The following is a 26,067-nucleotide window of genomic DNA, read 5'->3' on the forward strand; positions in this document are numbered from 1 at the left end:
CTGATTTGTCTAATACCTTTGCATAGGCAAAAGTCGATTATTTGACAAAAAAACGGACGTTTTCTGCGGATGTCACATATTCGTAATCTAACTGTCATCAAGTTGTTGTCGAACCTGAGCTACCAGCATGATCAAATATTAATGTGACTCCTTCAATCCGGGAATTCAGGCCATTTTTGAAGATCGGGGAACTGCATTGGCGTTTGATGCAGAAGATGAATTGATATCGGATCGACCCAAGACCAAACCGGTCATGCTGCGCAACTGGCAGCAGGTCGTTGAAAAAGTCGACTTTGCGTTCCAGCCCATTGTCAGCCCGCATACGGGTCATGTTTTCGGATATGAGGCATTGTTGCGCCGCTGGGAGGATGCCGGTTTTCCATCCATTCAGGCCCTGTTTGATACCGCGTGGGATACCGGAAACCTGCACAGTGTCGACATGTTGCTGCGCGCCAAGGCCATTCAGAAATTCGCGCGCATGCCTGACGCAAAACGTCTGAAGCTGTTTTACAATTTCGACAATCGCGTCGTAAAAACCGAAGATTACCAACCCGGCCAGACGGCTGCACTTCTGGCCGATGCCGGTCTTGAACGCGATACGATCTTTCTTGAGATTTCCGAACGCCACGAAATCAGCAATGCCGCCTATCTCAAGGATATTCTGGTGCGCTATCGCAGTCAGGGCTTCAAGATCGCCATTGACGATTACGGCAGCGGCTTTGCCCAGTTGCGCGCGCTCTATGAATGCGAACCGGACATCATCAAGATCGACCGGTTCTTTATTGACGGCATTGATCGCGACCGGCGCAAGGAACTGTTTGTCACCCAGATTACGGCCTTTGCCCATATGATCGCAGCCCAGGTCGTTGCCGAAGGCGTTGAAACCCGCGAAGAATTCCTGTGCTGCCGGCGGCTTGGCTGTGATCTGGTACAGGGCTTCTTTATCGCCCGCCCGTCGACCGATCTGCCTGAACGCACCGATCTGGTTCAGGTCGCAGCCGACATCGCGGCCGATACCCGCCGCCAGTCTGATCGCGACGACGATGTTGTGCGATCCTATCTGCTTGATACGCCAGCCATCCCCAGTGACATCAACCCGGTCGATATCCTGACCTATTTTCAGCAGAACCCCGATATCACCCTGGTTCCGGTGGTCAATCAGGATGGCGAACCGATGGGGGTTGTGCGCGATTCCGAATTCAAGGCTTTCATCTATACCCCGTTCGGGCGCGAGTTGCTGCAAAACCCGGCCAATCGCGCCAATATCAAACGGTTTCTGCGCCGCTGTCCGGTTGCCGACATTCGCACCAGCCTGTCAGAACTTCTGGAAACCTTTGTTGCGACCAATGCGCTTGATGGTGTGATCCTGACGGAAAATGGCCGCTATCTCGGTGTGCTGGATCAAAGTGCGCTGTTGCGCGCGGTCAATGAACGCAACACCCTGAATGCGCGCGATGAAAACCCGCTTACCCGTTTGCCCGGCAACAGCGCGATTTACCGCTATGCTGCCCATGCCCTGTCACAGCCACGCAAACGGCGATTTGCCGTCTATTTCGATTTTGACAATTTCAAACCGTTCAATGACCGCTATGGATTCCGCCAAGGGGACCGCGCGATCCTTTTGTTCAAGGATATCCTGGGCAAGGTGCTTAGTCAGAATGACTGGTTTGTCGGCCATATTGGCGGCGATGATTTCTTTGCCTATGTCCAGTCGATCGATTTCGAAGTCGCGGTCGAAGCCGTCCAGCGCGCCCAGGCCATGTTCGATGCCCAGATCAAAAGTTTCTATGACCAGGAAACCCGAGATCGCGGATATCTGATCGGCAAGGGGCGCGACAATAATGTCACCCGGTTTGATCTTATGAGTGTCAGTGCCGCCCTTGTGCGCATTCCCCCGGAACGCACCGACATCACCCTTGATCACATTTCGGTCGAGGCCGCCAAGCTTAAGGCGATTGCAAAAAACAGCGAAAACCGCTTTGCCAGCGGCATTTATGACGCCCCCTGCGCCCCCATTCCGGTCAGTGGGAAATAAGCCGCAATCCCCAACCGGCCACGTTCCCGGTTGGCATTACAATCCAACTACAAATTAACGCTTCAATTTATCAGATTGATGGGTAATATTCCGGTCAAAGAAGACAACATCAACGATACTGAACGAGCATTCCGCATCAATGGTCAGCGTTTCCTCATCCTCTGATCTGCAAACGGCAATTCCGGTCCGTCCGACCAGTCCGATTGCACAACGTCAGCAGTCCGAACAGGAACTTCAGCAACAGAATCAAGCTGTTGAACGCACAAGCCGTGCGGCTTTGACATCGGATCAGGAAATTGACCGTGCCGTTCAGGCCTATGAGCGCGACCGCAACGAACAGCAACGGTTCGTCAAGGAAGGCGCACAGGACACCGTCCTTGAAAACTATATCGACCAGTTCGATCCGTCGGGTTACGGCAAAAGCGGTTCGGCAAATTCCGCCAGCGCCAACAACGCGGCCGGGCGTGGTCAATATATCAATATTCTTGCCTGACCGGGCTTGGCCCATCGGGCCCTATTCGATCAGTCCGACAGCCCCTTTCCAGCCATCCCAATCCCAGATCATTTCAGCAAGCCGGTCATAACCGGCCTTGTCCGGGTGATAGCCATCCCCGCGACGCAGGGCACGCTGCCAGGTTTCGTCTTCAAGTGTTCGTTGGAACAGATCAAGATAGGGCACATCAAACCCGCGTGCGGTTTCCAGATAAATCTGGTTCAGACCTTCAAGACGTTCATTGATTTCCTGGCTTGATTTGCTGCCATTGATCACGGCCTGCGGACCGATCCACAAAGTCGGGGCAAGCGTGGCTGCGGCACCGATGATTTCGGAAGCATTCCCCGCAGATTTCGCCGGTGAAACCCGCATCGTGGTTTCTTCACCGCGATCTTCGGCATGGTTGGCATCATTGACACCAAAGCTGAACATCAGAACTGTCGGGAATTCGGGCACCATGCGAAGCTCGGCCTCGAACTTCCAGCGCGCCTTCAGGCCATCGGTGGTTTCCGCACGAATGCCAAGATTATAGATCGTGACTTCGCGTTTGGCCTCGTCAAGCAACCGACGGCCAAGACGCATCGGCCAGCCGCCCTTTTCCCCGTCGCGCACACCATTGACCAGACTGTCTCCAAAACAGCAAATGCGATGTCCGATTGCGCCTGTGCTCATTGCGTCTCCTGTTCGCCAGCTTTGGAAAGACTGGCAAGATATGCCATCAAGTCGTCCGGACCGGGTGCAAAACCATGATCAAGCCAGTAATTTTCGGCCTGTTTCAAAAGGTCGCCGATCCGGGGTCCCGCCGGGGCGAGCCCGGCGGCAAGAATGTCGCGCCCTTGTATCGGCAATTTGACCGGCTGCCAATTTGTTGCCGCATCAATCAGGCTTTTCCATTCTTCGTTTTCCTGACGCGAACAACGCGGCGGCACGGATGCGCGCGTACTCCAAGCCAGCAACACCGCATCCCGAAATGCATCCGCCCCGATGCGATAAAGATCGCGGCGAATGTCATCAACCGACATGTTCGGATCAATCAGCGGCGCATGGGAAACCATCGCCGCAAACCGTTCCGTTTGTTCATTGGACAGACGCAAGGCGCGGGCAAGCTGTTCGGCGGCTTCAAGATTGTCATTCGCACCATTGTCGCCGGTGACAAACAGGGACGCCAAGCGGCGCAACGGATCAGGACGAATGGCTGGTACAGCAAGTGCCGTACTGTCAAGCCATTGCATGATCCGCAAACAGTCGGTGCGGGCAAGTTGCGGCAAGATCGTCGGCAAGATGCCAAAACCGATCATGTCGCCAACCGTGCCGGCCGGGCTTTTGGCGCGCAGCAGTTTGAACAATTCATCGCGGATGCGTTCAGCCGAAATATCAAGCAGTCCCTGCGCGCCCTTGCGACAGGCTTCTGCCCCGACCGGATCGATCGGGGGCCGCCCGAACCATGCCTGAAACCGGAAAAAGCGCAAAATACGCAGATAATCCTCGGCGATGCGGTTTTCCGCAACGCCGATAAAGCGTACCCGCCCTTCGCGCAGATCGGTTTCCCCGTCAAACGGGTCGTAAACCGTGCCGTCCGGGTCACAGTAGATGGCGTTAAAGGTAAAATCGCGCCGCTTGGCATCGGCAAACCAGCTGTCGGTAAAGGCGACCTCGGCGTGGCGGCCATTGGTTTCGACATCGACCCGCAATGTGGTGATTTCATAGGAACCGGCATCGGTGATCGCGGTGATTGTCCCATGTTTGAGCCCGGTCGGAACAACCCGGATGCCAACCTTTTCAAGGGCGATCACGGTTTCTTCGGGTTTAAGGTCACAGGCAATATCAACGTCATGCAAATCACGTTTGAGCAACGCATCGCGGACAATTCCGCCAACATAGCGCGCCTGACCGCCATGCTGGGCGATGGCGTCAAAAACGCGGGCAGTATCATCGGCAACCATGATCCCGTATGGCTGCAATCTTCCGGTTGGTTCAAGTGCCGTCATCGCACGTTTGGGCTTTCACCGTTTACGGAGTGTAATCTGAAACAGGGGCAGACGGTTGTCTGTCAGACAGGTGTTATTTTTTCGGCTCGAAATAGCCGGGTTCGACAACACCGTCGCGCAATACCGGGGCATGATAAATGGAATCGGGTGGCGCACCAGTCCCCAATGCGGTGAAAATCAAAATCGCCGCCGTCAAGGCGACCCCCGCCCCGAACAGCAAAAGCCACGGGCCCTTGTTCCAGGGCGGAATGATATCGTGGCCTTCACGAATGGCCTTTGCGCGCGCCCATTTCAGCCACAGCCCGTAAATCACAAAGGGCAGGATCAATGGCAGGCCGATCTGGATGATTTGTCGCAACATGTTATTTCGTCCCGAACACTTGGCGTTGGTCGCTTGGCTTATAGTTGCACGCTTGGTGCGTTGGCACGGATCACTTCACTGAAATTCACCAGCATCCCGGCGGTCGCCCCCCAGATGTAATATTCCCGATACGGGATTGCAAAATACCGTCGGCGCGTACCTTCAAACGTGACGGTCTGCAATTTCTGATTTCTGGGATTGAGGATGAATTCAAGGGGTACTTCGAACACTTCGGCCACTTCGTGATCATCCGGTGTCAGGTCAAAAGGCGGCGTCACCAGCCCGATCACCGGGGTCACCTGATAGCCGGTCACCGTATAATAGTCGTCAATACGACCGATCAGATCGATATGGCGGCGTGCCAGACCAATTTCTTCTTCGGTTTCGCGAAGGGCGGTTTCTTCAAGAGTTGCGTCTTCCTGTTCCTGACGTCCGCCGGGAAAACTGATCTGGCCGGCATGATCACTAAGATGGTCGGTGCGTCTGGTCAGGATTACCTGCAAACCGGCATCGCGTTTGACCAGCGGCACCAAAACAGCAGCCGGGCGCGACACCAGTTCGCCTTCGGCAAAGGCACGCGCACGTGATTTCGATCCGGGATAATCCACGGCATGATCACCGCGCCGTTGCAGAATGTCGGTCTGTGGGGCCCTGAGGGCAGCTATGATATCATCCGGGTTCATTCAACCGTCTCCATCCGGCCAATTTCGAAGAACTGACCATGACTGTAAACACCGATACGTACCATATTACTGTTGGGATCTTTAATTTCATCAGCCAGTTCAACCAGTTGATAAAATACCGCGCGGTTCAGGCGCGCTTCAAGTCCGCGTTCCAGCCCGATATAGGGCGACGGTTCACCGGTTTCAGGATCATGTTCAACGCGTAACGGATGATCCGCGTCCAGATCGACCCAATGGTCGATATTGGTGCGAAAACGGATGACCTGATCGGTGCCGTTGCCGTCATTTTGCAATTCGACCGCGATAAAGGCGACATCTTCGACGTCAATCCGGGCCATTTCGGCCGGGGTGACCAGCCAATGGCCGCCTTCATCGTCACGTTGCAACACAGATGAAAAAAGTTTCACCAGTTCAATTCGACCAATCGGACCACCTTGATAGAACCAGGTTCCATCCCGACCTATAGACATAGGAATATCGCCGCAGATTTGCGGATGTCGGCCGTTACCGGGTTTACCCCCGCGCAGGCGCGACCACAATTTTTCGGCGAGATCGATGGTTTGTTGGTTATCAGTCATGCTGTACAGTTGATCCCGAGCCAGACGTGTTCCCGTAAGGTTTATGTGATCCCATCTGCGTTCTTCGATCTGCTGACATCCACACTGCAACAAAGGAAGCAAAGTTTCGCATCATGACAAACGCGCCACGTTTCCCCGAAGAAATGGGTTTTTCCCAAGATAGCAGTCTGGAACGCGACGCCGCTCGCCTGGACGAATGCGTCGCGCGGCTGGCCGAAGCCCGAAAAATGGTTTCATCCATTATATTTGGGCAGAATGACGCCGTAGAGCAAACACTTATCGGCATTTTATCAGGTGGCCATGTCCTGATGGTCGGTGCGCCGGGGCTTGGCAAATCATTGCTGGCCCACACATTGGGCAAGGTTCTGGGGCTTCTGGACAAACGTGTTCAGTTCACCCCGGATTTGATGCCGGCCGATATTCTGGGTTCCGAAGTCCTTGAAGAAGGGGCCGACGGCAAACGCGCGTTCCGCTTTATCAAGGGACCGGTATTTTGCCAGTTGCTTCTGGCCGATGAAATCAACCGTGCCAGCCCGCGCACCCAGTCCGCACTGTTGCAGGCGATGCAGGAACGCGAAGTATCGGTTGCCGGATACAGTCACAAGCTTCCCGAACCGTTCCACGTGGTCGCAACCCAGAACCCGCTTGAACAGGAAGGCACATATCCGCTGCCCGAAGCACAACTTGACCGTTTCCTGCTTGAAGTGCGGCTGGGATATCCGAATGCGGATGAAGAACGCAAAATCGTGACCGAAACCACCGGACGCTATCCCACTCGCCCGCGGCAGGTTCTTCAGGCCGACGATCTGGTCGAAGCACAGGATTTTGTCCGCCGCCTGCCGATGCCCGACCGGGTACTGGATACCATCATCGCGCTGTGTCGCGAATGCCGCCCCGAAAGCACATCAATTGCCGATATTCGCGACAATGTCGCCTGGGGGCCGGGCACCCGTGCGGCACAGGCGCTTTCGCTGGCATGTCGGGCACGTGCGATGCTGTTTGGCCGGTTTGCACCGTCACTCGAAGATATCGAAGAACTGGCCGTCCCGGTCCTGCGTCATCGATTTGGCCTGACCTATGGGGCCCGTGCCGAAGGCTTCACCGCCAAGGGCCTGATTACCGATGCGCTTGCCCACTTGCAGGAGAAACCATAATTGGCCGTCACCGCCGTGCATGATCATGTTGCTGCCGCACGTGCACTTGCCGCCCGGCTGCCCCAGCTGATTGATGAGTCGCGTCGCACGGCCATCAGTTTGCGCAGCGGCCTGCACGGCAATCGCAAAGTCGGCCCGGGCAGTGATTTCTGGCAATTTCGGCCCTATGTCCCCGGTGACCCGACCAACCAGATCGACTGGCGGCGATCCGCACGCAGCGATCATACCTTTATCCGCCAGACCGAATGGCAGGCCAGCCACAATTACTGGATCTGGCCGGTTTTATCGCCATCCATGTACTGGTCATCAAGTGACAAGATCCCCAGCAAAGCCGAGCGTACCCTGATCATTTCGATCGCCCTGGCAGATCTTCTGATTCGCAATGGCGAAACCGTTGGCACATTTGATGGTGAACGCACCCGCATCACATCGGCCGAACATCTTGAAAAACTTGCCCACGCGATGCTGGCAACCCCACACAGTATTGCCGAACAGGGCGGAACCATTCATGCCGGGCGCAAACATTCGATCCTATTGCTTGGTGATTTTCTGGAATTTTCCGATCAGGGGGAAAAAACCGGCAATGTGATCCGCCGTCTGGGCCAATACCAGAATGACGGTGCCTTGGTCCAAATTCTTGATCCGGCCGAAATATCCCCGCCATTTCGCGGGCGGATCAATCTGTTTGATACCGAAGATCAGATGATCTATCGCAGCGAACGTTTTGAAGACATCGCCGATGGATTCAGACAGCGGGCGCAAAAATGGCGGGCATCGGTGCGCGATGCGGCACGCCACAATGACTGGCTTTATGACCGGCATGTCACATCGGAAAGTGCCAGCCCGACATTGCTTGCGCTGTATCAGCATCTTAGCGAACGGCAAAACCAAAGCGGATCGAACGGCCGGGGACGCCCGACCCTGCATCGCCATAACCAGCAGGAGACGTCATGAGCCTTGCGGCCATCACATTCCTGCATCCGGCGATGTTGGCGGGCCTTATGGTTTTGCCGATTGTCTGGCTTTTGATCCGGTCGGCCCCGCGCGCACCCAAAAATGTGATCTTCCCGGCCGCACGTCTGTTGCGCGGCCTTAAAAGCCAGCGCCGTGACATTCAGCGCGCACCGATCTGGCAGACCATTTTACGCTGTATCATTTTGACCTTGCTGATTGTTGCGGCCGCCCGCCCGGTCATGAACCGCAATGACTTTGCCGCCAATGACGGGGCCATTCTGATCATTGCCGACAACGGCTGGGAAAGTGCCGCAAACTGGACCCAATACCGCACCGCCCTGCAACAGATTGCCAATCAGGCCCGGTTTGATTTACAGACCGTCTATCTGGCGCAAACCGCCCCCGAGGCCGCCGGGGCATCCACCTGGAAATTGCCAGAAATTGTCGGTCCGATATCGTCGCAGGGAACGGAAAACCTGATTGACCGGCTGCATCCGCGCCCTTGGAATTCGGATTATGCCGCCCTGTCGGACCTGATTTCCGAAAATCCTGAAATGACCAATGCCATCGGCAGTATTTTGTGGCTGACCGATACTATGAACAGCCCGGGCAAAGCCGACATTGCCAGGGAACTTCTTGATATTGCGCCAATCACCGTCATTTCACCGCCGCGCACTGACCGGATCGCCATTCGGGCTTTGACCCGGTCGCGCACCGGAATGGTTGCAACCATCGCCCATGATCGCAGCGATACCCCGCGTGTGGTCAATCTTCTGGCGCGCGGGGATCGGGGAACGGTGCTTTTGCGCCACAGTGCGGAACTTGCCGCGAATACCGATCAAAGCGACATTGCGATCTTTTTGCCAAGCGACATCGCCAATGCCATTCAGGCAGTCGGCATCGAAGGCATTGAAAGTGCCGCGACCATGTATCAGACCGGGGCACGATGGCAACAACGGCGGGTTGGTGTGATTGTCAGTTCGGGCGACAGTCCCGGCGTATTGTCCGATCAGTATTTCTTCCTTGATCGGGCCTTGTCGCCCTATGCCGATGTTACATATGCCCCGCTTGGCCAGTTGCTTGAACAGAAGGTCGATATTCTGGTGGCAACCGGGCCGATTTCGGGTCTTGGCAGTCAGTTTGAAACCCTTGAACGCTGGGTCAATGACGGGGGGATGCTGGTGCGCTTTGCCGGTGACAGTTCGACTGAAATCGGCAATGAATTCCTTCCGGTGACCTTGCGGCTGGGCAACCGTGATTTTGGCGGGTCGATGTCGTGGGAAAAACCCAAACGGCTGCTTGATTTCCCCGATAACAGCCCGTTTTACGGCATCACCATTCCAAGTGATATCACGGTCAACCGTCAGCTTCTTGCCGAACCGGACCCCGATATCCTTGGCAAAACATGGGCCCGCCTGACAGACGGCACCCCGTTGATCACCAGTGCGGCACGCAATTCGGGCCGGGTGGTTCTGTTTCATGTAACGCCATGGGCGGACTGGTCGAACCTTCCGATGTCGGGGCTGTTTGTGGAACTTTGGCAAAAGATCCTGCCCCTTGCCAGTCCGAGCAACCGGAACGATGCGGAACTGAGCACAAGCCTTCCGCCCCAGTCGGTTCTGGACGGGTTCGGGCAAACCCATCAGCCTGATGCGCTGGTTTTGCCGGTGCGTTCGCCACTGCCAGTGCCGAATCCCCGTCATCCACCGGGCATCTATGGGGAAAACGGACAGGCCGTTGCGCTTAACCTTGGTCCGTCACTGACCAATATCGCCGATACCGTGGTTTGGCCATCCGGGGTCACCACGCGCAAGATCAAAAGTCAGGATCAGGTCGACCTTGCGGCATTGTGCCTGTTGGGGGCACTTTTGCTGTTGCTGGTTGATGCGTTGATCCTCCTTGCCCTTCATCATCTAAGCTTGCGCCGGAACAGCAAACGCAATGCATTTACCACCATCTTGCTGGTCGTCGGGATTTCCGGTGTTGCAACCGCCATGCTTTTGGCAACAAACGGAACCGGTCATGCGGCATCGGTTCAGGAAGCCGCCCTGCAACCGCGGCTTGCCTATCTCAAGACCGGTGTTGCCCCGGTCGATCGGCTTAGCCATGCGGGGATGACCGGCCTTACGGAATATTTGCGCCGGCGCAGTGCCGCGGACCTTAACACGGTGGACGGGGTTGATCCGGAAACCGACGAGCTCAGTTTCTATCCGCTGATCTATTGGCCGCTTGTTGATGGACAGGCCGCGTTTTCCGAACGCGCGCGCGAACGGTTGAACCGGTATCTGAATAATGGTGGCATGATCCTGATCGACAGCCGCGACCGCGAAGTTCAGCCGGCCCGTCTGCGACGCTTGCTGGCCGGGTTGGAAGTTCCGCTTCTTGATCGGGCGCCGGGCGACCATATCCTGTTTCGCAGTTTCTATTTGCTTGATCATGCCTATGGCCGGTTTTCGGCCCCGTTATGGCTTGATGCGCGGCCCAATCAACGCCTGGATGGGGTGGCGTCGGTATTGTTTGGCGGCAATGACTGGGCATCGGCCTGGATGATCCCGGAAGGCCGCGATGAAATCCGCACCGAAGACATCGCCCCACGCCAGCGCGAGCTGGCCGTGCGTTTTGGCATCAATCTTGTGATGTATGCGCTGACGGGCAGTTACAAGGGCGATCAGGTCCACCTGCCCGCCATCCTTGAAAGGCTTGGCCGATGAAACAGGGATGGCAGAATTTCCAGATTGCACCGTTGCTTGACGTCACCCTGCTGCAAGGTCTGGCATTGCTGTGCCTTGCGGCAATCATTCTGTTTACCCTGTTGCGGTTGCGCGGCACGGTTTGGCGGGCGGTTGTGATGGTTCTGGTTTTGCTGGCATTGCTTGCACCGCAATTTACCGACCGCGAAAGCGAAAAGCTTAGCGACATTATCCTGGTTCTGGTCGACAGAACCGCCAGTCAGCGCATCGCAAACCGGGCGGCACAAACCGATGCCGCCATCGCCGAAATCAGGGACCGTTTCGCCGATGACCCGTCGGTCGAACTGCGCATCGAAGAAGTCAGCGGTGAAACCGACACCCGGATGTTTGCCGTTCTCGACCGGCTTTTGGGCGGAATTCCGCGCGAACGTCTTGGCGGGGTGATGATGATCACCGACGGCCAGGTCCATGATGTCCCGACCCGTCTTGATCTCGGCGCGCCGTTGCATGTCTTGATCAGCGGAGCGCGCGATGAACGCGACCGGCGTCTGGTCATTCGCCAAAGTGCCGATTACGGCATTGTCGGCAAACAGGCGGAATTCATGATCGAGGCCATTGATCATGACCTTCCGCCGGGAACGGCAATTCCGGTTCGGATGCTTCTGGAAGACGGCACCGAAGACGAAATCCTTCTTCCGGCCAATGAACAAAGCCGGGTCAGCATTCCGGTACCGCATGCCGGTTCGGTTCTGGCAGAATTGCGCATGGAAGATGCCCCCGAAGAAACCGACAAAAGCAACAATCGCCTGATCCTTGAAACCACGGGCGTGCGTGACCGGTTGCGGGTGTTGTTGCTCTCAGGCGAACCCCATCCGGGGGAACGTGCATGGCGCAACCTGTTGCGCGCGGACCCCGGTGTTGATCTTGTGCATTTCACCATATTGCGCCCCCCTGAAAAGGGCGATGACACCCCGATCAATGAACTTGCCCTGATCCCGTTTCCGATCCGTGACCTGTTTGAAGTCCGTCTGCGGCAATTTGATCTGATCATTTTTGACCGCTATCAGATGCGTGGTGTTTTACCGCCCCACTATCTTGAAAAGGTGGTGGATTACGTCCGTTGGGGCGGGGCGGCACTGGTTGTCGCCGGCCCCGAATATATCGGCCCGGATGGCCTTTCAAGCACAGCACTCGACAAGCTGATGCCTGCCGAGGCAACCGGACGGATCGTTGAACAACCCTTTGTCCCGCGCGTCAATGCGGCGGGCCGGTTGCATCCGGTAACTGCCGCGATTGCCGGATCGCCAACCACGCCCCCCAAATGGGGCCGCTGGTATCGTCAGATCGAAACCCGGGTGTCGGACCCCGATGCCATGACCCTTTTGACCGGGGCCGATGAAATGCCGCTTTTGACCTTGCAACGGGTCGAAGAAGGCCGGGTCGCGATGCTGAGTACCGATCAGATGTGGTTGTGGCAGCGCGGGCATGACGGGGGCGGACCGGTGGCCGAACTTTTGCGCCGCCTGTCCCACTGGCTGATGAAGGAACCGGCCCTTGATGAAAACACCGTCACCACAACGCGTAGCCCGGATGGCGAAAGCCTTATTCTGAACTGGCGTAAAATCGGTGCGGCACCGGAAATGGCCAATGTCATCAACCCGGAAACCGGTGAACAGATCAATGCCCGGTTCGAACAGCTTCCCGATCAGTCATGGCAGGCAACGGTTCCAATTGCCGAACGCGGTCTGATCCGGGTGGGGGTACGCGACCGCAATGACCGGCGGCAAACCGCCTTGCATGTGGACCGCGATGTTCTGACACCTGAAACCCAGAACACCAATTCAACACCGGAACTTCTGGCCGAACTTGTCGCGGCGAATGACGGCTTTATCGGTCGGATCGAAGACGGCCTTCCGGATTTCCGCCAGGTGCCCGATGACCGTGTCTGGCATGGCAGCAACTGGGCCGGATTTGTTGAAACCGACAGCTACAAAACCGTCATTGGCGGCATCACCAATCTGTTGCCGCTGCCTGTGATTGCGCTTCTGATCGGGGGGATTTGTCTGTTGGGATGGCGGGCTGAAAGCAACTAGGCCGCCGGTCGTCATATCTGATTGCACGATCACCTATCGCAATGTGACCAGACAATGCGTGCCTTCCGGCCCCGGTCACGGACCGTACTGATTGCAATGCCCTGCCCCGACGCACAAACGATTGCCAGGTTACCCGGTTTCTGATCCGTTGCTTGCCCGCGTTAACAGGCCTGCTTCTGTTACGGTGCGGGACGTTGACGACCGCGGCCCTGTTTATATTCGTGACAGGCGGCCTGATGGAAATTGCACAAGCCGCCGCGGAATTTCTCGACCAGAAAATCGATAAAGACACGGACCTTACTCGGCAGATGGCGACGTTCCGGATAAACGGCATAGATCCCGCCATTGTTAAGCGGGTCATAATCCTTGAGAATTCGGACAAGGCGGCCTTCGCTTAGTGCTTCGGCGACGATGAATTCCGGTTCGCGCGCAATGCCAAGCCCGCGAATGGCCGCGATCGAGGTGAATTCACCATTATTGCACGACATGACCGGATTGACCCGCACCGTAACCGGGCCGTCCGGCCCTTCGAAATCCCAGATATTCGGGCTGGCAACGTTGGTATAGGCCAGGGTCTTGTGATCGGCCAGTTCCTGGGGCGTTTTGGGTTCACCAAACTGTTCAAGATAGGCCGGTGCAGCAACCACATGCCCGGTATAATCGGCAAGCTTGCGCGCGATCATGCTGGAATCCTTAAGCCGGGTGATACGGATCGCCATATCGAACCCTTCGGCCACCAGATCGACCATATGGTCCGCCAGATGAATATCCACATGCAGCCCCGGATACATTTCCATGAATTCGGTCACCAGTTGCGGCAAATACATCTGGCCAAATGTCAGCGGCGCAGAAATGCGAAGGGTGCCGCGCGGCGTACCGCGCAAATCAGTCAGCGCATGTTCGGCCGTTTCGATTTCTTCGACGACGCGTGCACAATGCTGATAGAAAGTTGATCCGGCATCGGTCAGGCTAAGACGACGGGTGGTACGATTGAGCAACCGGATACCAAGACTGTCTTCAAGCTTGGTCACGTGCTTACTGACAGCAGATTTCGACATGCCAAGCTTGCGCGCCGCACCGGAAAAACTGCTTTCTTCGACGACACGGGCGAAAACGGTCATTCCGTCCAGATTACCGATCAACATGATGATACTCCTGATCGTATCGCAACCCGACTGTTGCGTATTGGGAAACAAATAAATCTCACAACAGCGGATTGTCTTCAACGCGGAAATGGCAACAATAGCTGAAACAGCAAAATTTCAGGTCTGCCTGATATGACCCGATCGGTCATCGGCAGACCAAAAAATCGGAGAGAGAAATGGGCCAACTGGTAGACGGCGTCTGGCAAACGGAGTCCCTGCTTGCCAAGAACCGCAACGGTAAATTCAACCGGCAGGATTCAGCATTTCGCAATTGGCTGTCGGCCGAGCCCGATGCAGAATTTCCCGCAGAGCCCGGGCGTTATCATCTCTATGTTTCCTATGCCTGCCCGTGGGCACATCGCACCCTGATCTTTCGTGCGATCAAGGGCCTTGAAGACATGATTTCGGTCTCGGTCGTGCATTGGCATATGGGCGATGACGGCTGGCAGTTTTCACCAAAAGACGGTTACATCGATGATCTGGGCAACCATGCGCTGCTTCATCAGGTCTATACCGCAGCCAAGCCCGACTACACCGGCAAGGTCACCGTGCCGGTCCTGTGGGATAAGAAATCGGGCCGTATTGTCAGTAATGAGTCATCGGAAATCATCCGCATGCTCAATACCGCCTTTGATGGCCATGGCGCCAAGGAAGGCGATTACTACCCCGAAGATCTGCGCAGTGAAATTGATGCGGTCAATGACCGGGTTTATCACGATGTGAATAACGGGGTTTACAAATCGGGCTTCGCCACCAGCCAGTCGGCCTATGAAGAGGCCGTAACCACCCTTTTTGACACTCTGGACTGGCTTGAAGACCGGTTGGGTCAACAGCCCTACCTTGCGGGCGAGAAGCTGACAGAAGCCGATTGGCGGCTGTTCCCGACCCTGTTGCGGTTTGATGCGGTCTATCACGGGCATTTCAAATGCAATCGCAAGATGCTGCACGAATATCCCAATCTCTGGAATTATACCAAGGCGCTTTATCAGCATCCGGGCGTCCGCCAGACGGTGCATTTCGACCATATCAAGAACCACTATTACCAAAGCCACCCGTCCGTTAACCCATCCGGGGTGGTGCCGGTAGGTCCTGATCTTGATTTTGATGGTCCCCATGATCGCGACCGCTTTTAGGGTCCCGGTCACCTGAACGTTTAACCCCGCCCCCTGACAGCCCGGACGCATCGATACCGTGCCGCGATTTGATCCGCCGCCGGCATCCGGGCAAACAAAAACCCCGCAAGCAATGCTTGCGGGGTTTTCAATTTCCGAAAACGGAAACTCTTAGTTCAGGCGACCTTTGATTTCCGCAATCGCGTTGTTCACCAACTCGTCTGCCTTGGCACCGGAAACCTTGTCAGTAACAAGGGCGGTGGTTGCCTTTGCTGCGATTTCGGCGACATGCGCACGAACTTCGGCAATGGCCTGGCTTTCAAGGTTGGAGATACGTTCCAGAGCCTGCTGTTCACGGCGTTTGAGTGCCGCTTTGAGCTCAGCCTGGGCGCTTTCAAGCATACGGTCGGCTTCTGCCTTGGCATGCGCGCGGATCTCGTCAGCTTCCTTCAGGGCTTCGCGCTGTTTGGCCTGATAATTGGCCAGAAGCTCTTGGGCTTCTTCGCGAAGACGCTGAGCTTCGTCCAGCTCGTCAGAGATCTTCTGTGCACGTTTATCAAGTGCGCTCGAGATACCCTTAACAGCCTTGAAACCGCCAAAACCGGCGACCAGGACGAAAGAAAGCGTAGTCCAGGTGTATGGATCGGTAAGGAAAGTAACCTCTTGGGTTGCCATTGTCTTACTCTCCTACAATCGCCGAAACAGCCTTGTCGGCAGTTTTGGCCTGAACCTTGACACCGATAAGTTTTTCGGTTGCTTCGCGGGCGATTTCCGAAGCTGCTTCTGCAACACCGGTCAGTGCGTCCGTTTTGGCATCCGCAATTGCCTTTTCGGCATCAGATGTCTTTTTAGACAGCTTCTTGACCAGTGCTTCGGTTTTTTTGGCTTGCTCTGCAGCAGCCTTTTCCGACGCTTCGCGAATGTCTGCCTGAGCGGCATCACGAGCTTCTGCCAAAGCAGCCTCGTATTTCGCGATGGCGGCATCGGTTTCGTCTTTCAACGCCCGTGCCTTGCCAAGGTTGTCTTCGATGGTTTTCTGACGGCGCTCAAGCACTTCACCAACTTTCGGCAGCGCGATTTTCGACATCAGGAAATACAAGACGGCGAAAATGACGAACAGCCAGAAGATCTGTGCAGAGAACGTCGCAATATCAAACTGCGGCATAGCCTACTCCCGAATTCAACGACACCGGCGAGGGGGTCCCTCGCCGGGCCGTGTATTCGCTCAAAAGGCGCCGATTAGACGAACAGAACGATCAGCGCAACGACGAGTGCGAACAGTGCAATAGCTTCGGTAACAGCAAAGCCGATCCAGCCATACAGTTCAACGTCGCCTTTTGCAGCCGGGTTACGGCCAACAGTCGCAATCAGGCTCGACCAGATGTTACCAACACCAATACCGGCACCAATCATGCCAATAGCAGCCAGGCCAGCACCGATCATCTTAGCAGCATCGAGTTCCATAACTTCACCCTTTCGAATTTCTTAAAGGCAATCAGAAGAGATCACACCAAACCACACACATCAGTGCATGTGGATTGCATCATGGAGATAGATGCAGGTGAGAATTGTGAACACATAAGCCTGAAGCGCAGCAATGCCGAACTCCAGAACAGTAATCCCCGTCAGCAGAGCAAACGGAAGCACGCCGAGAATGCCAATCAGGCCGACGAACCCACCGATAACTTTCAGCATGATGTGGCCGACGGTCATGTTTGCAAACAGTCGGATAGCCAGGCTGAACGGACGAGAGAAATAGGAGATGATTTCAATCGGGACCAGAATGATCGCGGTCGCAATCGGCGCACCTTCAGGGAAGAACATCCGAAGGTAATGCGTGCCATGACGCATGAAGCCGATGACCGTCACACCGATGAAGATCACCAGAGCCAGCGCGAAGTTAACCGCGATGTGGCTCGTGAAAGTAAAGCTGTGCGGGATCATGCCAAGCAGGTTCCCGAACATGACAAACATGAACAACGTGAAAATGAACGGGAAGTACTTGCGACCCGCGCTTCCGACGTTATCTTTGAGCATATTGGCGACGAATTCGTACATCACCTCGGCAGCACCCTGCCAGCGACCCGGGACCAATGCACCGCGACGCATGGACAGCGTCATAAAGCACGTTACGAGAACGGCTGCGAATACCATCCAAAGTGCGGAGTTGGTGAAGGAAATATCAATGCCGCCAAGCGAAAGCTCGGCCAAGGGCTTGATTTCAAACTGCTCTAGCGGTCCAGCCACCGTAATCCTCGCTCAATATTATAAGGCTTCGGGATTATTTCCCGTCCCCCTGCTTGTGCTCCCTCATCGCACGACCAAGTCCGACAGCACTGTCATAGCCCTTGGCAACACGATAAGCGTTCAAGCCTCCGGCACCTGCCCCGAGAAAGACAAACAGAACAAGCAGCCAAGGCGTCGTATCAAGCACCCGATCCAGCGCCCAGCCGATCAACAAGCCAACAAGAACAGCAGCGATCATTTCCGCCGAAATTCTCATGCCAAGTGCCATCCCCTGGGATGGTTTGCCAGTCGCCCGGTTCGGGCCGTGCTTCTCTTCGCGTTTGCCTGCTACAGCTGCCAGCTTGCTTTCAAGCTCTTCTAATGAAGCGCGATCTTTGTCATCGCTCATTGTCGTGAACCCCGCTTTGGCAACCTTGCAAACGTCGCAAGGAAATGCGCGGGCAACATACTTAGCACCCCATGGGCTGTCAAGCTGTAAAACCCCGCCTGTGAAGGAGGGTCAAAACGCCAATAATTCTTTTCATTACAATAAGTTATATTGAATTATGTGAAGGAAAACACTTTTGCACTTAGGCAATAGTCGCAGACGAATTTGCCCGGGCTTTGGCAATCACGCCAGCTACAACCGGCAGTTTCCCTTGGTTATCATGTGTTTGGCCTGAAACTGCACAACCGGTTGCAATGTGATCTAATTTCACACAGGCCGGTGATTTTCACCTTTTTTGGTCGATATTTTACGACCTTGGCGTCTGTTTTGACGACCAATTGCACCGCAGGTTGGTCGATTCACGCCGCCAACATATCGCAATCGGGAATCAGTACCGGCGTGCCTATTGCTTGCGAACCGTCAGCTGGCGTTCACTTTCGGCTTTTTGCCAACCATCCGGCATGCTGGCCAGCATCCAGTCGAACTTGTGAAACAGTGCCCACACAGCGCCAAGCGTGTTGATGGCAATCGAATTCATATCGATCGGCTGTTTATCAAGGATGTCATCGCGCAAGATCCGGACAAGATCCGCGACCGTGTTCTTGCCATCAAAGACCGCCAAAAGCCGCGCCAGATCAGGTCCCCCCGTCAGGTCGACGGCATTGCCGCTGCCATCTTCGATCAGAACAGGCTGCCCGGCCAGGGCAACAAGATCATCAAAGAAGGACGGGGTCGGTTTGACAAAGAAATAGGGTGCAAGATCCCCATCGGGCAGCATTTCAGCCGCCTGGGCGCGATCATCCCGGGTCAGGTAAAAAGCATGGAGCGGCATAGCACCGCTATATCGTTCGCAAAATGCCTGCTGATCACGAAGCGGCATCGCCGACAGTTCCCGCAACAAAGCCGGATCACGCACCAGATTGCCGATCGCATAATGCGCCTTTCCCGTGCCACCAAAACCGAAAAACCCAGTAAAGGCCGCAACATGCAAATCAGCCGATGCGGCAAAGTCATAGACGCCGTGCACGTCATAGGCACATTCAACGGGATGCAACAGCAAATCGACAATTTCGGGATCGTTTTCAAGCAGGCCTTTGATAAAGCCCGGACCGCCCCCCATCTTGAGCAACATGTTGTCTTCGGGCAAATTGCCAAGCAGCTTGCGCGTCATGGCAAGCTGTTCGGACAGGTCCTTGTTGTTCAGAAGCGGTTCGATCATTTTGCGCCATTCGGTGACGGCAAGACGCCCATGTTCGCCATAGACCATCACCCCCATCGCACCATCGGGCATAAGAACCGATGCCAGATCACGAAGCCCTTCCTGCGGGTCTTCAAGATGATGGAGAACCCCGGCGCAATTGATGTAGTCAAACCGGTCGGGTTTTGAGGCGGCGAATTCGGAAATGGTCGCATTGACATAGGTGACATTTTCAAGGCCGCGGGCCTCGGCACGGGCGCGTGCGACCCGGGTGCTTGCCTCGGACGGTTCAAGATAGGTCACCGATCCACCAACGTCGCGCAGCTGTTCGGCAAGCCAGATCATCGCATCGCCCGTTCCGCCCCCGGCAACAAGGGCGCGAAAAGATGCATCAATCACCTTTGTCCCGCCAAAGCAGTAATGATTGACGCGCGACAGGGTATCAAGCGGCGGCATCAACAAACGGTCTTTTTCCTCCTGCGGGTCGCGCAGCGGATAGGGAAACTGTTCGTAAAGTTCGCGCACTTTCTGGGACATCAATCTATTCACCGTCATTGAATTTCAATGCCGGTGTAACATTGACGGTCCTATCAGTTCATTAATTTCCGATAATCTAATCACCGCATCGCGTTCATGGGCACGAACATCAGCTCGTAAAATCAAGCTCGGTCTGTTCTTTTTTCGAATAGACTTCGGCCTGATGCAGATCGACCGATACCAGTGATGACACCCCGCGTTCGGCCATCGTCACCCCGAACAGGCGGTTCATGCGGGCCATGGTCATACGGTGGTGCGTAATGACCAGGAAGCGGGTATTGGCATGACGGCCAATTGCTTCGAGCAGTTTGCAGAAGCGGTCAACGTTGGCGTCATCAAGCGGTGCGTCAACTTCGTCAAGCACGCAGATCGGGGCCGGGTTGGTCAGGAACACTGCAAACAGCAAGGCAACCGCGGTCAGGGCCTGTTCACCACCAGACAACAGCGACAGGTGCTGAAGCTTCTTGCCCGGCGGGGATGCCATGATTTCAAGCCCGGCTTCAAGCGGATCGTCGGCCTCGGTCAGCATCAGATGCGCACCGCCGCCACCAAACAGGCGGACAAACAATTGCTGGAAATGTTTGTCGACTTCGTCAAACGCCGTCTTGAGACGTGCACGTGCTTCGCGATTGAGCTGATTGATGCCATTGCGCAGCTTTTCAATGGCAGCAATCAAATCATCGCGTTCCGACACCATGGTGTCCTTCTGTTCCTGCAATTCTGCCAGTTCGACTTCGGCACGCAGGTTCACCGCCCCAAGATTTTCGCGTTCGCGCGACTGGCGTTGCAGGCGGGCTTCGATATCGGCCTCGGCCGGGAGTTCCTTGGTCAGATCAATCTGGCCAAGTTCAACCAGCTGGTCGGGCGTTGCATTGACGCGTTCGCGGATACGCTCAATCAAATCGCGGCGATGTTGTTCGGCCTGTTCAAGCAAGGCCTCGCAGCGCACGCGGCCCTCGCGGGCTTCGGCCAGTTTCTGTTCAGCTTCCTTAAGATTATGGTCGGCTTCGCGCTGGGCATTTTCGGCCTTTTGCAATTCGTCGGCCGCGTCCTTGCGGGTCTGATCGGCCAGTTCGACCCGGTCCGACAGGATCGCACGGCGTTCTTCGATCTCTTCGGGCTTGAGTTCAAGCTCCTCGATCTCCATGCGGGCTTCGTCCTGACGGTCGCGCAATTCGGCAACACGTTCCCCCGCGCCTGACGCACGTTCGTTCCAGGTCGCAATTTCGTTTTCAACAAATTCAAGACGCTTGCGCCGGCCCGACATTGCACTTTGCATGCGTTCCAGCATGCTTCTTGCTTCCATCTGATCGGCACGGGCATCGGAAAGATTGGCACGCTGTTCGATCAGCTCGGCCTTGATTTCCATCAGACCTTCGCTGCTTTCTTCAGGCAGTGCTGACAGTTCTTCCTGTTCGGCGATGACTTCATCAAGGTCCTGCTTGGCGCGCTTTTCGGCTTCTTCGGCGTTTTGCAGGCGGCTTTCAATGGCGCTGGCGTCGCGTTTGATATTGGCGATTTCTTCACGGGCGCGCGACAGCGTTCCTTCGGCCTCGCGCACTGCACGGTGGGCTTCCTGTTCGGCGGTGCGGGCGGCTTCGATTTCTTCATCAAGCCGTTCGACATTTTCAGTCGCAATTTCCGAACGCTCAAGTGCGGCTTCGACTACCGCATCGGCTTCTTCAAGTTCGCCGCGCAATTCTTCAAGCCGGTTGCGTTGGCGCAAACGCACCGCTGCGGGCAATTCGGCCCCGGCCAGAATGCGATACCCGTCCCAACGCCAAAGCGCCCCTTCGCGCGACACCAGCCGCTGCCCGACTTTCAAATTCTTGGACAGGAAGTTACCCGTGGCATCATCGTCAACAATCCCGATCTGCCAAAGACGGCGGTTCAAAAGTGCCGGGGCTTCGACAAATTTGGCAAGTGCCGTCACGCCCTCGGGCAAGGCCGGATCATCGGTTGCCGGATCAATCGCCGACCAATGCATCGGCGCATCGGCGGCATCAGGCGCATCAAGATCTTCGCCAAGGGCCGCTGCCATCGCCAGTTCAAGACCGCTTTGCACGGTGATGTCTTCGATCACGCCCGAATATTTGTCGTCATCGCCGCCCTTAAGCAGACTTTCCAGCGCTTCGATTTCCGCCATCAAGCGGGCCTTGCGGCTTTCGGCATCGCGCAGGGCATCACGTGCATCGCTTTCGGCCGTTTTAAGACTGTCTTCGCGGTCGCGCATTTCTGCCAGCCGCATTTCGGCTTCTTCGACCGCCATCTTGCGCTGTTCGCAAAGCTCTTCGCATTCTTCAAGATGCATGTTTGCTTCTTCAAGGGCCTCGGTAAAGTCGGCCTCGATGCGGATATCATCAAGCTTTGCCACTGCCTCGTCATGGCGTTCGGTCAAACGGTTACGGCGCGCATTAAGTTCGCTCAGGCGTTGCTGAACCGATTTAAGACGGGCTTCTTCCTCGGCGACCTTGCTGGTCAATGCTTCGACCGCACCTTCGAGTTCTTCGACACGGATGGCCTTTTCAGCGGCAATTTCACGGGCTTCGTCAAGCTCGTCATCCTCGCCGCCCTGGGCTTCGCTCAGTTCTTCGCGTTCACGTTTAAGCTTTTCAAGCGCGCCCTGGGCATCACTTGCCAGTTCGGCTTCGCGGGCAAGGTCGGCGTCAATTTGCTGAATGCGCGCACGAAGCTGGCTCATCTGGGTTTCGATCTGTGCCTTGTCTTTATCAAGGCCTTCGCGTTCGATCAAAAGTCGTTGCAGGGCGGCGGCCGCATCGGCTTCCTTTTTGCGCAAGTCGGGAAGACTTGCGGCAATATGGGCCTGTACTGTTGTCGCCTCGGTCACAGACGAGGTCAGATCACGGACCGCACTTTCGCCCGCGACCAGCAATTCACGTGCATCATTCTGACGTTTCTGTGCATCGGTCCAGCGGATATGGAACAGCAATGCCTCGGTCTGGCGAATGCTTTCGGACAGTTTGCGATATCGTTCGGCCTGACGGGCCTGCTTTTGCAAACTGGCAATCTGGCCATCAAGCTGCACCAGAACGTCTTCAAGACGTTCCATATTCTGTTCGGCGTTCTTAAGGCGCAATTCGGCTTCGTGGCGGCGTGAATGAAGACCGGTGATACCGGCTGCTTCTTCAAGGATCAGGCGCCGCTGGATCGGTTTGGCCCCGATAAGTGCACCGATCTTGCCCTGGGACACCATGGCATTTGATCGCGCGCCGGTCGCGGCATCGGCAAACAGCAACTGCACGTCGCGTGCGCGGACATCCTTGCCATTGACCTTGTAATTCGATCCGCCGCCGCGTTCGATGCGCCGGGTCACTTCGAGAAGATCGAAATCATTGAACATGGCCGGGGCTTTGCGTTCGCTGTTATCGAGCGTCACGGAAACTTCGGCCACATTGCGCGCAGGACGGGACGATGTCCCGCCAAAGATAACGTCGGACATGTCGGAGCCGCGCATCTGCTTGGCCGATGTTTCACCCATCACCCAGCGCAGCGCTTCAACAAGATTGGATTTGCCACAGCCATTCGGGCCGACAACACCTGTCAGCCCGTCTTCAACCAGCAAGTCTGTTGAATCGACGAAGGATTTGAACCCCGTCAGCCGTAGCGATTTAAACTGGACCAATCATGTCCCCCGGTCCGACCTCTGCCCCTGTTGCCGGACACCGCAATACGGTATCCGGCGAAATTGTTTTGCTTAGTCGATAAGATCTTCGACTTTTTCGATGAAGAATTCTGCTTCACGGGCACCGGCAATGGTTTCACCATCAAGGATGAAGCTCGGTGTCGAGGAAACGTTGAATTCCTGTTCGCCTTTCATGCGCGATGCAACGATGGCATCGATCATTGCCTGATCGGCAAGGCAGGCATCAACCGCGTCGCTGTTCATGCCCCCGAAACGCACGACCTGTTTGATGCCTTCGATCGGGTCTTCCGAACGCGCCCAGCTCAGCTGCGATTTGAACAGCATGCTCAGAACACCGAAATAACGATCATCACCGGCGCACTGGGCAACGGCGGCTGCGCGCAATGCAACAGCATCAAGCGGATAGTCGCGGAAAACCAGCTTCAGCTTGCCGGTATCAATCAGCTTTTCCTTGATCTCGGGCAGAACCTCATTGTGGAAGGCTGCACAATGCGGGCAGGTCAAAGACGCATATTCAATCATGGTTACCGGGGCATTTTCATCACCCAGTACATGTTCTTTCCATTCTGTTGCATGTGCCTGCTGGGTCCCAACGACACCAAGTGCAATCAGAAATGCACCTGCAAGAAACTTAACCGCCTTTAGCAAGGAAACCTCCGTTAAAACAAAGTTTTGTGATTACAAGCCTGTTGCAGCGCGGGAGTCAACACACGCCACAAAACGGCTATTGCACCAACGAGTCGCCAAGGTCGCGTGAAAATGCGGCAAGACCGTGTTCGTTCATTTCAGGAAACTGATTCGATATTTGCAACACGCCAGCCCCGCCATCCAGCACACCGCACAACCATGTCGGCATGCACGCAAAGCATCCCGCGCCCATCATGGAAATATACAATCCGGGTTGATTACTTTTTGCCGGTTTTGGGTTTGAGCCCGCCCGTCGCACCGGCGATATGACGACCAAGCCGGGTCAGAACTTCGCGCAGATGCGGGTCTTCGATCTTGTCGATGCTGGCCTGGTTGTTTTTTGCGATATTGCCTTCGGGAACACTGGTTGGCACATGAACCGTGCGTTCGGGACGGGAAATATCGCCCTGCATCATCTTGATGCGGTCCACCGCCCGATACCCGAAATAGGTATTCACCCGGTCAATGATCTGGGGCATGCGATGTTGCAGTTCGATCGCGACCGGGCCGGTGACACGAATCACCAGCGTTCCGCCACCGGCATTTTCGCCGCGCGGCGGGGAATATTTTACCGGCATGGTGAATTGTTCAAGGTCCCGCCCGACGATTTCGGCCCAATGCAGGATGATTTCCGTCTGGAAAAAACCGCGTTTCCGAACCAGCGGCCGGGTCAGGTTCCCAACCAGCGGCGCGACATTGCGCAAGCCCATCCGGCGTTCGGAACTGCCCATCGGGGTGATGTTCTGACGTTTCTTGACCGCGTTTTTTGCAGCAACCGACGCGGATGTCTGATCCGCACCGGCAGATGTTTTCGTATCAGCCATATCTTTTTGCTTGCTCAAGCCCGGTTCTTTCGTAGGGTCACTCGCAGATTCCAATCACAACATAACACGGGACCGCCGTGCATTTCACCACTGACGATATATCCCGCCTCGGTCAGACCATGCTGGAATGGTATGATCGCCATCACCGCACCTTGCCCTGGCGTGCCGAGCCGGGCGAAACACCCAACCCGTATCACGTCTGGCTTAGCGAAATCATGTTGCAGCAAACCACGGTCCAGACCGTCGGACCATATTTTGCTGCGTTTCTGAAACGCTGGCCGACCGTGACGGATCTGGCCAATGCCGAACTTGATGATGTTCTTCATGCCTGGCAAGGGCTTGGATATTATGCACGGGCGCGCAATCTGCACAAATGCGCCAAGGTGGTCGCGACCGAATATGACGGAATTTTCCCCGATACCGAAGAAGGCTTGCTGAATCTGCCCGGTATTGGTCCCTATACCGCCTGTGCGGTTGCGGCCATTGCCTTTGACCGCCATGCAAGCCCTGTCGATGGCAATATCGAACGGGTGATTTCGCGGCTGTTTGCCCTTGAAACACCGCTTCCGGACGTCAAACCGGAAATCAAGGAAAAGTCCGCGGCCTTGACCCCGTCAAACCGCCCCGGCGATTATGCCCAGGCGCTGATGGATTTGGGGGCAACCGTTTGCACCCCGCGCAATCCGGCCTGCGGCATCTGCCCCTGGCAGGCCGATTGCGAAGGCCGCAAGGCAGGCATTGCAGCCGATCTTCCCAAAAAACGCAAAAAGGAACCGAAACCAACCCGGGTTGGCTATGCATTCTGGATCCGGCGCGAAGATGATGGTCGCATCCTGATCCGCCGCCGCCCGGAAAAGGGATTGCTTGGCGGGCTTTACGAAGTCCCGGGCAGTGACTGGCGCGCGATTGACGCCCCCGATGATGTCATGCTGTCAGACGCACCGGTTAAGGCCGCTTGGTCGGAACTTGATGGCACGGTAGGGCATACATTTACCCATTTCCATCTCAATGTCAGTGTTCTGGCCACCACCATTCCCGCCGCTCAGGCCGATGAAATGGACGGCAGCTGGACAACGATTGACGGCCTGTCCGACTTTGCCCTGCCGACAATCATGAAAAAGATCGTCCGCCATGCCCTGAAATACCGATAGAGGTTCAGACATCCACAGGAACGGACAGACCACGATCACAAATGAA

At 55.8% G+C, this 26,067-nt stretch carries 23 protein-coding genes; 8 read left to right on the forward strand and 15 right to left on the reverse strand.

Annotated elements, in window-relative coordinates; translation table 11 throughout:
* The first annotated feature begins 196 nt into the window (after nucleotides 1-196).
* Nucleotides 197-2,035 carry a GGDEF domain-containing protein gene (locus SIB88_RS19670; RefSeq protein WP_101247198.1) on the forward strand — a complete coding sequence of 613 codons (1,839 nt, stop codon included), beginning with the start codon at nucleotides 197-199 and terminating at the stop codon, nucleotides 2,033-2,035.
* A gap of 139 nt (nucleotides 2,036-2,174) precedes the next feature.
* Nucleotides 2,175-2,528: a hypothetical protein gene (locus SIB88_RS19675; RefSeq protein ID WP_101247199.1), complete on the forward strand. Its 354-nt coding sequence runs from the start codon at nucleotides 2,175-2,177 to the stop codon at nucleotides 2,526-2,528.
* Between the two features lie 21 nt (nucleotides 2,529-2,549).
* Here SIB88_RS19675 and SIB88_RS19680 read toward each other — a convergent pair whose 3' ends face one another.
* From SIB88_RS19680 to SIB88_RS19700, 5 genes are all read right to left on the reverse strand, one after another.
* The gene (locus SIB88_RS19680) at nucleotides 2,550-3,200 is read right to left on the reverse strand and encodes a GDSL-type esterase/lipase family protein (RefSeq protein ID WP_341650697.1); all 651 of its coding nucleotides are present in this window, start codon (nucleotides 3,198-3,200) and stop codon (nucleotides 2,550-2,552) included.
* Nucleotides 3,197-4,516 (reverse strand): CCA tRNA nucleotidyltransferase, encoded by a 1,320-nt coding sequence (locus tag SIB88_RS19685; RefSeq protein WP_341650698.1) that lies wholly within the window; start codon nucleotides 4,514-4,516, stop codon nucleotides 3,197-3,199. Before SIB88_RS19685 ends, SIB88_RS19680 begins: the two co-directional genes overlap by 4 nt.
* Nucleotides 4,517-4,589: 73 nt before the next feature.
* A complete protein-coding gene (locus tag SIB88_RS19690; RefSeq protein ID WP_068519776.1) occupies nucleotides 4,590-4,877 on the reverse strand; it encodes a hypothetical protein in 288 nt (95 codons plus the stop codon).
* A 38-nt stretch (nucleotides 4,878-4,915) separates the two neighbouring features.
* On the reverse strand, nucleotides 4,916-5,560 hold the full coding sequence (locus SIB88_RS19695; protein WP_068519777.1) for a CoA pyrophosphatase: 645 nt from the start codon (nucleotides 5,558-5,560) through the stop codon (nucleotides 4,916-4,918).
* Nucleotides 5,557-6,240, reverse strand: a complete 684-nt coding sequence (locus tag SIB88_RS19700; RefSeq protein ID WP_412558885.1) for a DUF1285 domain-containing protein — start codon at nucleotides 6,238-6,240, stop codon at nucleotides 5,557-5,559. Before SIB88_RS19700 ends, SIB88_RS19695 begins: the two co-directional genes overlap by 4 nt.
* Before the next feature lie 11 nt (nucleotides 6,241-6,251).
* On the opposite strand from SIB88_RS19700, the gene SIB88_RS19705 reads away from it, so the two are divergent.
* Genes SIB88_RS19705 through SIB88_RS19720 form a run of 4 tightly spaced genes read left to right on the forward strand, consistent with a single transcriptional unit; the run spans nucleotide 6,252 to nucleotide 13,029 of the window.
* Entirely contained in the window at nucleotides 6,252-7,292 is a 1,041-nt protein-coding gene (locus SIB88_RS19705; RefSeq protein ID WP_068519779.1) for an AAA family ATPase, read from the forward strand.
* Entirely contained in the window at nucleotides 7,293-8,246 is a 954-nt protein-coding gene (locus SIB88_RS19710) for a DUF58 domain-containing protein (protein ID WP_412558886.1), read from the forward strand. It abuts the gene before it with no gap.
* Nucleotides 8,243-10,957: a DUF4159 domain-containing protein gene (locus SIB88_RS19715; RefSeq protein WP_412558887.1), complete on the forward strand. Its 2,715-nt coding sequence runs from the start codon at nucleotides 8,243-8,245 to the stop codon at nucleotides 10,955-10,957. Before SIB88_RS19710 ends, SIB88_RS19715 begins: the two co-directional genes overlap by 4 nt.
* The gene (locus SIB88_RS19720; protein ID WP_412558888.1) at nucleotides 10,954-13,029 is read left to right on the forward strand and encodes a hypothetical protein; all 2,076 of its coding nucleotides are present in this window, start codon (nucleotides 10,954-10,956) and stop codon (nucleotides 13,027-13,029) included. The genes SIB88_RS19715 and SIB88_RS19720 overlap by 4 nt, the downstream gene beginning before the upstream one ends.
* Before the next feature lie 179 nt (nucleotides 13,030-13,208).
* On the opposite strand, the gene SIB88_RS19725 is transcribed toward SIB88_RS19720, so the two are convergent.
* Complete coding sequence (locus SIB88_RS19725) at nucleotides 13,209-14,174, reverse strand: LysR family transcriptional regulator (RefSeq protein WP_068519783.1); 966 nt, start codon at nucleotides 14,172-14,174, stop codon at nucleotides 13,209-13,211.
* Between the two features lie 176 nt (nucleotides 14,175-14,350).
* Between SIB88_RS19725 and SIB88_RS19730 the strand changes: the two genes are divergently transcribed.
* The gene (locus tag SIB88_RS19730; protein WP_412558889.1) at nucleotides 14,351-15,307 is read left to right on the forward strand and encodes a glutathione S-transferase family protein; all 957 of its coding nucleotides are present in this window, start codon (nucleotides 14,351-14,353) and stop codon (nucleotides 15,305-15,307) included.
* A 150-nt stretch (nucleotides 15,308-15,457) separates the two neighbouring features.
* Here the strand turns inward: SIB88_RS19730 and SIB88_RS19735 are convergent, their stop codons facing one another.
* The 9 genes from SIB88_RS19735 to SIB88_RS19775 all read right to left on the reverse strand — a co-directional run bounded on the left by SIB88_RS19735 (nucleotide 15,458) and on the right by SIB88_RS19775 (nucleotide 24,870).
* Nucleotides 15,458-15,961: a F0F1 ATP synthase subunit B gene (locus tag SIB88_RS19735; protein ID WP_068519785.1), complete on the reverse strand. Its 504-nt coding sequence runs from the start codon at nucleotides 15,959-15,961 to the stop codon at nucleotides 15,458-15,460.
* 4 nt (nucleotides 15,962-15,965) lie between these two features.
* The gene (locus tag SIB88_RS19740; protein ID WP_101247207.1) at nucleotides 15,966-16,451 is read right to left on the reverse strand and encodes a hypothetical protein; all 486 of its coding nucleotides are present in this window, start codon (nucleotides 16,449-16,451) and stop codon (nucleotides 15,966-15,968) included.
* 74 nt (nucleotides 16,452-16,525) lie between these two features.
* Nucleotides 16,526-16,750 carry an ATP synthase subunit C family protein gene (locus SIB88_RS19745; RefSeq protein ID WP_033068123.1) on the reverse strand — a complete coding sequence of 75 codons (225 nt, stop codon included), beginning with the start codon at nucleotides 16,748-16,750 and terminating at the stop codon, nucleotides 16,526-16,528.
* 60 nt (nucleotides 16,751-16,810) lie between these two features.
* Entirely contained in the window at nucleotides 16,811-17,533 is a 723-nt protein-coding gene (locus SIB88_RS19750) for a F0F1 ATP synthase subunit A (protein WP_114102061.1), read from the reverse strand.
* Between the two features lie 34 nt (nucleotides 17,534-17,567).
* On the reverse strand, nucleotides 17,568-17,921 hold the full coding sequence (locus SIB88_RS19755) for an AtpZ/AtpI family protein (protein WP_068519788.1): 354 nt from the start codon (nucleotides 17,919-17,921) through the stop codon (nucleotides 17,568-17,570).
* 442 nt (nucleotides 17,922-18,363) lie between these two features.
* Nucleotides 18,364-19,695, reverse strand: coding sequence for a class I SAM-dependent methyltransferase (locus SIB88_RS19760; RefSeq protein WP_412558890.1), 1,332 nt, complete (start codon nucleotides 19,693-19,695; stop codon nucleotides 18,364-18,366).
* 109 nt (nucleotides 19,696-19,804) lie between these two features.
* On the reverse strand, nucleotides 19,805-23,338 hold the full coding sequence (smc, locus tag SIB88_RS19765; protein WP_412558891.1) for a chromosome segregation protein SMC: 3,534 nt from the start codon (nucleotides 23,336-23,338) through the stop codon (nucleotides 19,805-19,807).
* Nucleotides 23,339-23,410: 72 nt separating this feature from the next.
* Nucleotides 23,411-24,007: a thioredoxin domain-containing protein gene (locus SIB88_RS19770; RefSeq protein ID WP_068519791.1), complete on the reverse strand. Its 597-nt coding sequence runs from the start codon at nucleotides 24,005-24,007 to the stop codon at nucleotides 23,411-23,413.
* A 257-nt stretch (nucleotides 24,008-24,264) separates the two neighbouring features.
* A complete protein-coding gene (locus tag SIB88_RS19775) occupies nucleotides 24,265-24,870 on the reverse strand; it encodes a DUF721 domain-containing protein (protein WP_231856781.1) in 606 nt (201 codons plus the stop codon).
* A 77-nt stretch (nucleotides 24,871-24,947) separates the two neighbouring features.
* Here SIB88_RS19775 and mutY point away from each other — a divergent pair, with 77 nt between their 5' ends.
* Nucleotides 24,948-26,021: an A/G-specific adenine glycosylase gene (gene mutY / locus SIB88_RS19780; RefSeq protein ID WP_412558892.1), complete on the forward strand. Its 1,074-nt coding sequence runs from the start codon at nucleotides 24,948-24,950 to the stop codon at nucleotides 26,019-26,021.
* The last annotated feature ends 46 nt before the right edge of the window (nucleotides 26,022-26,067 follow it).

It is taken from the genome of Thalassospira sp. MIT121401 (genome assembly GCF_047125595.1).
Classification (GTDB): Bacteria; Pseudomonadota; Alphaproteobacteria; order Rhodospirillales; family Thalassospiraceae; genus Thalassospira; species Thalassospira povalilytica.

Coding starts and splice junctions, on each gene's coding strand:
- SIB88_RS19735 (WP_068519785.1), bottom strand. CDS start 15,961: ATGGCAACCCAAGAGGTTACTTTCCTTACCGATCCATACACCTGGACT.
- SIB88_RS19740 (WP_101247207.1), bottom strand. CDS start 16,451: ATGCCGCAGTTTGATATTGCGACGTTCTCTGCACAGATCTTCTGGCTG.
- SIB88_RS19715 (WP_412558887.1), top strand. CDS start 8,243: ATGAGCCTTGCGGCCATCACATTCCTGCATCCGGCGATGTTGGCGGGC.
- SIB88_RS19680 (WP_341650697.1), bottom strand. CDS start 3,200: ATGAGCACAGGCGCAATCGGACATCGCATTTGCTGTTTTGGAGACAGT.
- SIB88_RS19720 (WP_412558888.1), top strand. CDS start 10,954: ATGAAACAGGGATGGCAGAATTTCCAGATTGCACCGTTGCTTGACGTC.
- SIB88_RS19725 (WP_068519783.1), bottom strand. CDS start 14,174: ATGTTGATCGGTAATCTGGACGGAATGACCGTTTTCGCCCGTGTCGTC.
- SIB88_RS19745 (WP_033068123.1), bottom strand. CDS start 16,750: ATGGAACTCGATGCTGCTAAGATGATCGGTGCTGGCCTGGCTGCTATT.
- SIB88_RS19760 (WP_412558890.1), bottom strand. CDS start 19,695: ATGTCCCAGAAAGTGCGCGAACTTTACGAACAGTTTCCCTATCCGCTG.
- SIB88_RS19705 (WP_068519779.1), top strand. CDS start 6,252: ATGACAAACGCGCCACGTTTCCCCGAAGAAATGGGTTTTTCCCAAGAT.
- SIB88_RS19730 (WP_412558889.1), top strand. CDS start 14,351: ATGGGCCAACTGGTAGACGGCGTCTGGCAAACGGAGTCCCTGCTTGCC.
- SIB88_RS19775 (WP_231856781.1), bottom strand. CDS start 24,870: ATGGCTGATACGAAAACATCTGCCGGTGCGGATCAGACATCCGCGTCG.
- SIB88_RS19675 (WP_101247199.1), top strand. CDS start 2,175: ATGGTCAGCGTTTCCTCATCCTCTGATCTGCAAACGGCAATTCCGGTC.
- SIB88_RS19685 (WP_341650698.1), bottom strand. CDS start 4,516: ATGACGGCACTTGAACCAACCGGAAGATTGCAGCCATACGGGATCATG.
- SIB88_RS19695 (WP_068519777.1), bottom strand. CDS start 5,560: ATGAACCCGGATGATATCATAGCTGCCCTCAGGGCCCCACAGACCGAC.
- SIB88_RS19755 (WP_068519788.1), bottom strand. CDS start 17,921: ATGAGCGATGACAAAGATCGCGCTTCATTAGAAGAGCTTGAAAGCAAG.
- SIB88_RS19690 (WP_068519776.1), bottom strand. CDS start 4,877: ATGTTGCGACAAATCATCCAGATCGGCCTGCCATTGATCCTGCCCTTT.